The sequence below is a fragment of the Ramlibacter sp. genome (genome assembly GCF_028292805.1).
GTDB lineage: Bacteria > Pseudomonadota > Gammaproteobacteria > Burkholderiales > Burkholderiaceae_C > Ramlibacter.
Map to the genome: position 1 here is coordinate 1 of NZ_JAQGLS010000226.1, position 5571 is coordinate 5571.

7 protein-coding genes and 1 pseudogene are annotated in these 5571 nt (G+C 68.2%); 6 read left to right on the forward strand and 2 right to left on the reverse strand.

Translation table 11 applies throughout. From position 1 onward, the window contains the following. Both JWP65_RS14385 and JWP65_RS14390 read left to right on the forward strand, forming a co-directional pair. Positions 1-375, forward strand: a 375-nt coding sequence (locus JWP65_RS14385) for a DUF3597 domain-containing protein (protein WP_299764881.1), incomplete at its 5' end; no start/stop codon positions are given. 11 nt (positions 376-386) lie between these two features. Then, positions 387-974 carry a DUF937 domain-containing protein gene (locus JWP65_RS14390; RefSeq protein WP_299764883.1) on the forward strand — a complete coding sequence of 196 codons (588 nt, stop codon included), beginning with the start codon at positions 387-389 and terminating at the stop codon, positions 972-974. Between the two features lie 543 nt (positions 975-1517). On the opposite strand, the gene JWP65_RS14395 is transcribed toward JWP65_RS14390, so the two are convergent. Then, complete coding sequence (locus tag JWP65_RS14395) at positions 1518-1832, reverse strand: hypothetical protein (RefSeq protein WP_299764885.1); 315 nt, start codon at positions 1830-1832, stop codon at positions 1518-1520. Here JWP65_RS14395 and JWP65_RS14400 point away from each other — a divergent pair. Then, entirely contained in the window at positions 1825-2565 is a 741-nt protein-coding gene (locus JWP65_RS14400; protein ID WP_299764887.1) for a hypothetical protein, read from the forward strand. The two genes, JWP65_RS14395 and JWP65_RS14400, sit on opposite strands and share 8 nt — an antisense overlap. A 9-nt stretch (positions 2566-2574) precedes the next feature. Here the strand turns inward: JWP65_RS14400 and JWP65_RS14405 are convergent, their stop codons facing one another. Beyond that, the gene (locus JWP65_RS14405) at positions 2575-3453 is read right to left on the reverse strand and encodes a universal stress protein (RefSeq protein WP_299764889.1); all 879 of its coding nucleotides are present in this window, start codon (positions 3451-3453) and stop codon (positions 2575-2577) included. A 749-nt stretch (positions 3454-4202) separates the two neighbouring features. Here JWP65_RS14405 and JWP65_RS14410 point away from each other — a divergent pair. The 3 genes and pseudogenes from JWP65_RS14410 to JWP65_RS14420 form a co-directional block, all read left to right on the forward strand. Further along, positions 4203-4376 (forward strand): annotated as a pseudogene (locus JWP65_RS14410) (helix-turn-helix domain-containing protein); the annotation flags it as partial. A gap of 121 nt (positions 4377-4497) precedes the next feature. Beyond that, positions 4498-5133, forward strand: coding sequence for a DUF5343 domain-containing protein (locus tag JWP65_RS14415; RefSeq protein ID WP_299764891.1), 636 nt, complete (start codon positions 4498-4500; stop codon positions 5131-5133). Then, positions 5130-5571 (forward strand): Swt1 family HEPN domain-containing protein (locus JWP65_RS14420; protein WP_299764893.1); only part of this gene is annotated, 442 nt, incomplete at its 3' end. The genes JWP65_RS14415 and JWP65_RS14420, both read left to right, overlap by 4 nt.

A 5571-nucleotide genomic window follows, 5' to 3' on the forward strand; every position in this document is an offset into this window, starting at 1 on the left:
GCCCCGCCGGCCCCGACCGCCCTGGGCGCCCCGGCCGCCCAGGGCGCACCAGCGCAGCCAAGCACCAACGTGGCAGGTGCGGGCGCCGCGCCGGCAGCGGCCAGGCCGGTGGCGCAGGTCGACGTGGTGTCGCAGCTCGAGCAGAAAGCCGCTGCCAATTCGCAGAAGCTCAATTGGCGAACTTCCATCGTCGACCTGCTCAAGCTGCTGGACATCGACAGCAGCCTGGCCGCGCGCAAGGAACTGGCCACCGAGCTGGGCTGCCCGCGCGACGTGATGGAAGACTCGGCCAGGATGAACATGTGGCTGCACAAGGCGGTGCTGGCCAAGCTGGCGGCCAACGGCGGCAACGTGCCCAGGGAACTGCTCGACTGAGCGGAACTGCCATGCAGATCACCGACATGCTGGCGCAGTCCGGCGGCCTGGCCGCGGTGGCGCGCCAGCTGGGGATTGCGCAAGACCAGGCCGAGCGCGGCGCGGACGCGCTGCTGCCGGCCTTGCTGGGCGGGATGCGCAAGCAAGCCGACGCCAGTCCGGTGGGCCTGGGCGGCTTGCTCGGTCAACTCGGTGGCGGCGGCTTGCTGGACCAGATCCTGGGCCGGCAGGACGCCGATCCGCAGCCTGGCAACGACGTGCTGGGCGAAATCTTCGGCTCCAGGGACGTGAGCCGCACCGTGGCCCAGGACGCGGCGACCCGCACCGGGCTGGACCCGGCGCTGCTCAAGAAGATGCTCCCGCTGCTGGCGATGCTGGTGACGGGCTGGCTGTCCCGGCAGGGCGCAGCGGCGCCTGCCGGTGCCGCTGCGCAGCCGGCCGACGCGGGGTTGGGAGGCTTGCTCGGTGGCCTGCTGGGCGCCGGTCGTGCGCAAGCGGGCGCCGGCGGCGGGCTGGGCGGACTCGGCGCGCTGTTCGATGCCAACGGCGACGGCAACGCGCTGGACGACATCCTGCGGATGGCACAAGGGCGACGCTAGCGGTTCATCCCCAGTGGGTGGATGGACTGGTTCGAGGCCATCACGGGCTTTCGTGAACTGCGGTACGCGCGGACGCAGGCGCGGCTGCGGGTGGAAGGCGGCCGCCTGGTCTCATCGAACAATGGCCTTCGCTGCGCCGTCGGCAAGCCCGAGACGCCCAGCCTGGCTGAACTGCGTCGACGCATGCCGGTCCCCCAGGGCGCGTCGGCCGGACCATCGCCACTTGCATCCGCGGTGATGCGCGGCTGCCGCACGCCAATCCAGCCTGTCGCGGGGCGCTGTTCCAGGCCGCGTCGCAATTCAACCTGCCGGAGATGGCCGGCCCCGCGGCGACGCCGGAGCAAGGCGTGACCGGCTACGTCCATGACGGCACGCAAGGCCGGCCTGCGCAATTGCGGCCCGGGCCGGGACCATCTACCGCAACTACCTGGTGGACGTGGCCGGCCAGCCGGGGGCAGCGGCCGGCAGCCAGCTCGACTGCCGGGCCAATCTTGGCGTGGTGCTGGGAACCGCGGACGGAGCACTCTGGACCGGGGGCAACGGCTACGCGCTCTGCACGCAGGCGGGCCTGGCGCGCATCGACGCCCTGCTGCAACGCAGTTCGCCAGAGAAGGTGGACGGCTTGCGCAGCCGCTGCGCATCGGGCTGCAATGGAACACCGAAGTCACCGACGCCCATGATCCTGCGCAGCTCGTCTCGCAGGCTGATTGTTCCGCGCTGCCGGTGGCGTACATGCAGGTTCCGCCAGCCGAACTGGCAGCGCTTCGCATCGCAGGTGCTGCAAGCCTCGTATGAAGCGACGCTGTTGGCGGCCGCCTGGAACGCCGGGCGGGGCGGCAGCAACAAGGTGTTGCTCACGCGGGTCGGCGGCGGTGTGTTCGGCAACGACCTGCGCTGGATCAACGATGCGATCACCCGGGCGGCGGCGCTGGTGCGGGACCATGGGCTGGACCTGCGGATCGTGAGCCACGGCCCGGTGCCCCCGGACCTGCAGGAGCTGGTGGACGGGTCAACGCCTGAGCGCGGCGAGCGTCCGCCCCGCGGCGCGCGAATGCGGCTGTTTCCTACAATCGGCCTGTTCCGCCCGAGTCGATCATCGAGCCAACGGCAACCGGAGCTTGGGATGATCGACTGGAAGAGCACGCTGCGCGAAGGAATCCTGTCCGGCACGCTGGCCGGCGTGTTGTCGGCGGCGGTGCTGCTGGCGGCCGGCAAACGCGAAACCGGCAGCGCGGTGGCGCCGGTGAATGCCGAGAGCCATTGGTTGTGGGGCGACCAAGCGCTGCGCGAGGACCGGCTCACGCTGCGCCACACGCTCACCGGCATCGTCACGCACCAGCTGTCCACGGTGTTCTGGGCGACGCTGTACCGGGCGTTGCGCGGGCGCCGCGCCGTCAGGAGCGTGCCCGAGGCGCTGCTGGGCGGCATCGCGACCAGCATGGCTGCCGCCGCGATCGACTACAGCCTGGTGCCAAAGCGCTTGAGTCCCGGCTTCGAGCACCGTCTCTCGCGCGGCTCGATGGTGGGCGTGTTCGCCGCCATTGCTGGCGGCATCTCGGTCGGCGCCTGGCTGCTGCGCGACCGCGACTGACCTGGGCGCTCACCGCATCAGGGCGACCGGCACTGCGCTCTGGTGCGCGGTCCGCAGGGCGACGGATCCGAGCACGAGGTGGTGCATGGCGCCGCGGCCGCGGGTGGCCATGGCGATCAGGTCGGCGCCGTGCTCGCGCGCGAAGGCGGCGATGGCGACCTCGGGCGTGCCGGCCAGCCGGTGCAGCTCGAAGGGAATGCCGGCAACGCCCAGCGCCTCGGCCGGCGCGGCCAGGGCGACGTCGGATTCGCGCCCGCCCCATTGGGACAGCACGTCGTCGTGCGGCGGCAGCATGGCGGCGCCCAGGCTCAGGCTCGGCCGGAAATGCACCAGGTCTACATGCAGTGTGCCCAGCAGGCCGGCGCAACGGGCCAGCCGCTGCACGGCCGCCAGCGATTCGGGCGAGCCGTCGACCGGCGCCGTCACGCGCAGACTGGTGCCCAGCCGCGTCGGCAGCGTGGCGCCGGCCTTGACCAGCAGCACCGGGCACTGCGCGGCCGGCGCCACGCGCAAGGCCACCGAACCGATCGCGTAGCCGGCCAGCAGGCCATGCCGGCCGCCGCCCATCACCAGCGCGTCGGCGCCGCCCTCGCGCGCCAGGGCCAGCAGCGTGTCCGCCGGCGGGCCCAGGCGCAGGATGTTCTGGACCTGCCAGCCGGCGTCCAGCAGCAGGGCGCGGGCGGGTTCCAGCTGCTGCTCGCCGTGCTCGCGCAAGGCGGCTTCGAGCACGGCCTGGTTCACGCCGGGATCGGGCGAGAGGTGCAAGGGCGGGCGCTGCACGTTCAGCAGCGTGAGCTGGTGCTGCGAGCGATCGCCTTGCCAGGCGGCGACCAGGCGGCAGGCGTGCAGCGCGGCTTCGGAGCCGTCAACGGCGAGAAAGATCTTCATGTTGGACTCATTGTCGGACCATCCGGGTGGCGAGGGCTGCCGCCGCCGACTGTTACACAGAGGCCCCAGGCTGGTGATGGCTGTGTAAACTGACCGGCAAAAAAAAGCATCCGTCGGTGCCCCCGGGCCCGACGCCGGTCCTCTACCGTGGAGACGATGTTGCGTGCTTTGTGGGCCTTGCTGGGCGTCGTAGTCGCGGCAGCGGCGTGGGCACAGCCCGCAGCCACGGAGGGTGACTGGCGCCTCGCCGGCAAGGACGCTGCCAACACCCGCTTCAGCAGCCTGGCCCAGATCACCGCCGCGGCGAAGAGCAGTGGAGCTGCGGGCGCTCCAGTACGGAGCCAACACGGATGCTGAGCGCGACGCTCTTCAAGCCATCTACGCATTTGAGGAAGTGCGGTCTCAGAAGGCGGGCCGCCGGGTACGCGCAAGTCGCACATGGCAAAGCATTCAGAGACATGGGATTATTCCCACCGTCGAACGCGTCGTCGGTCGGCGGACGGTCACTGAAGGCTATGACGCACTGGTCAACGCAGGCATGGACGACTTCAATACGAAGCCGTCGTTCTTCGCCACCCAGACGTCTTTTCTGCGGAGGTGCGCGATCAGGCGAGAAGCCGACTGCGCACTGACGCCGCGGACAAAAGCCCCTGAGGTGGACCCAAATCAAGCACTCATCAGGACGGAATCGCTTTGGGTCAGAGGGTCGAGACACTAAGCGCGTTCGATCCCGAGCGACCTAGAAAACAGCAGAAGGCAAGCCCATCGGACGCCCCTCCCGTCTGACCCCAAAGCAAGCCGAGGACGTACGTGGACGGCTCGCGGCCGGGCAGTCGGTAGCGGCGTTGGCGCGTCACTACGCTACCAGCCGGCAGACCATCATGCGGGTGCGTGATGCCCGCGAGGCGCTCATCGCTGGTTGAAGCCGTCAGCGCCCGGCACGCGCAGGAGTGACCCTTTATGGTGCCGCATCTGTACTTTCGGACGGCGTGCTCTTGGCGAGACGCAGCTCAGCTGTAACAATGGGTCGAGAAAGGGAACCCAATGGCCAGCTCCTTGCCGTATCTAAGCTCGAACAAGAACGTCGAGCGACTCTTTGCCGCAATCGCATCAGCGAAGGTCCCCGACCGGTTCACGCAGGAGTTTCTCGGGGGGACCATTGGGCTGAAGGGCAGCAACGACCGCCAAGCCATTCCACTCCTTCGGACCTTGAAGTTCATCGACCAATCGGGCGCGCCCACGCAGAGATACCGCCTCCTGAAAAGTCCGGACGCCGCGAAGGCCGCCCTCGCGGACGGCATTCGCGATGCCTACGCGCCACTCTTTGCTTCGAACGAGGACGCCCATGCGTTGCCGAACGACAAGCTGAGGGGGTTGGTTGCGCAAGTAGCGGGAACCGACGACGGCATGACTTCGCGAATCGTCTTGACCTTTGCGGCACTCGCCCGACTCGCCGATTTCTCCGCTCGACCGTCACCGCGTGACACGGGCGGCGATGTCAATGGAGATGTCGAAGAGGCGCCACCGCGACGGCAGAATGCGCCGGTCGCCGCAACCAACGCAGCGGCCCGGCCAATGCGGCCAGAGTTCCACTACAACATCCAGGTCCACCTTCCGAACAACGCGACAGAGGAGGTGTACTTGAACATCTTCAATGCGCTCAGGAAGACGTTCCAATGAGTGTCGACGCGACGGCCGCCCTGTTCGTGATGATGGGGCAGACAGCCGAGCGTTCCATCGGTGCTATGGAGGAACTCGTTCCCGGCGAAAGCCTTTTGCTATCGCCGTCCTACGACTTAGCCCCGCTGCTGCCGGCCAGCGTTCGACAGGCTACTTCTGCTGCAGAAACCTACCGGCTCATCTTCGTGTTCGAGAACTTCCTGCGCACATTTGTGGTCGAGGTCTTGTCGAAGGACTTGTCGCGACCCTGGTGGGACAAGGTACCGAAGGATGTGCAGGACGAGGTTATCAAGGTGGAAGAGACTGACGAGATTAAGAGCTGGATGGCTCTCGGCTCTCGAAATCGATCCGCGCTGATGACGTTCCCCCAACTGCTGCGGGTCATGGACCATGCTTGGAAGGAAGGCTTCGACGAACTAGTCAGGGATAAGGGGCTAA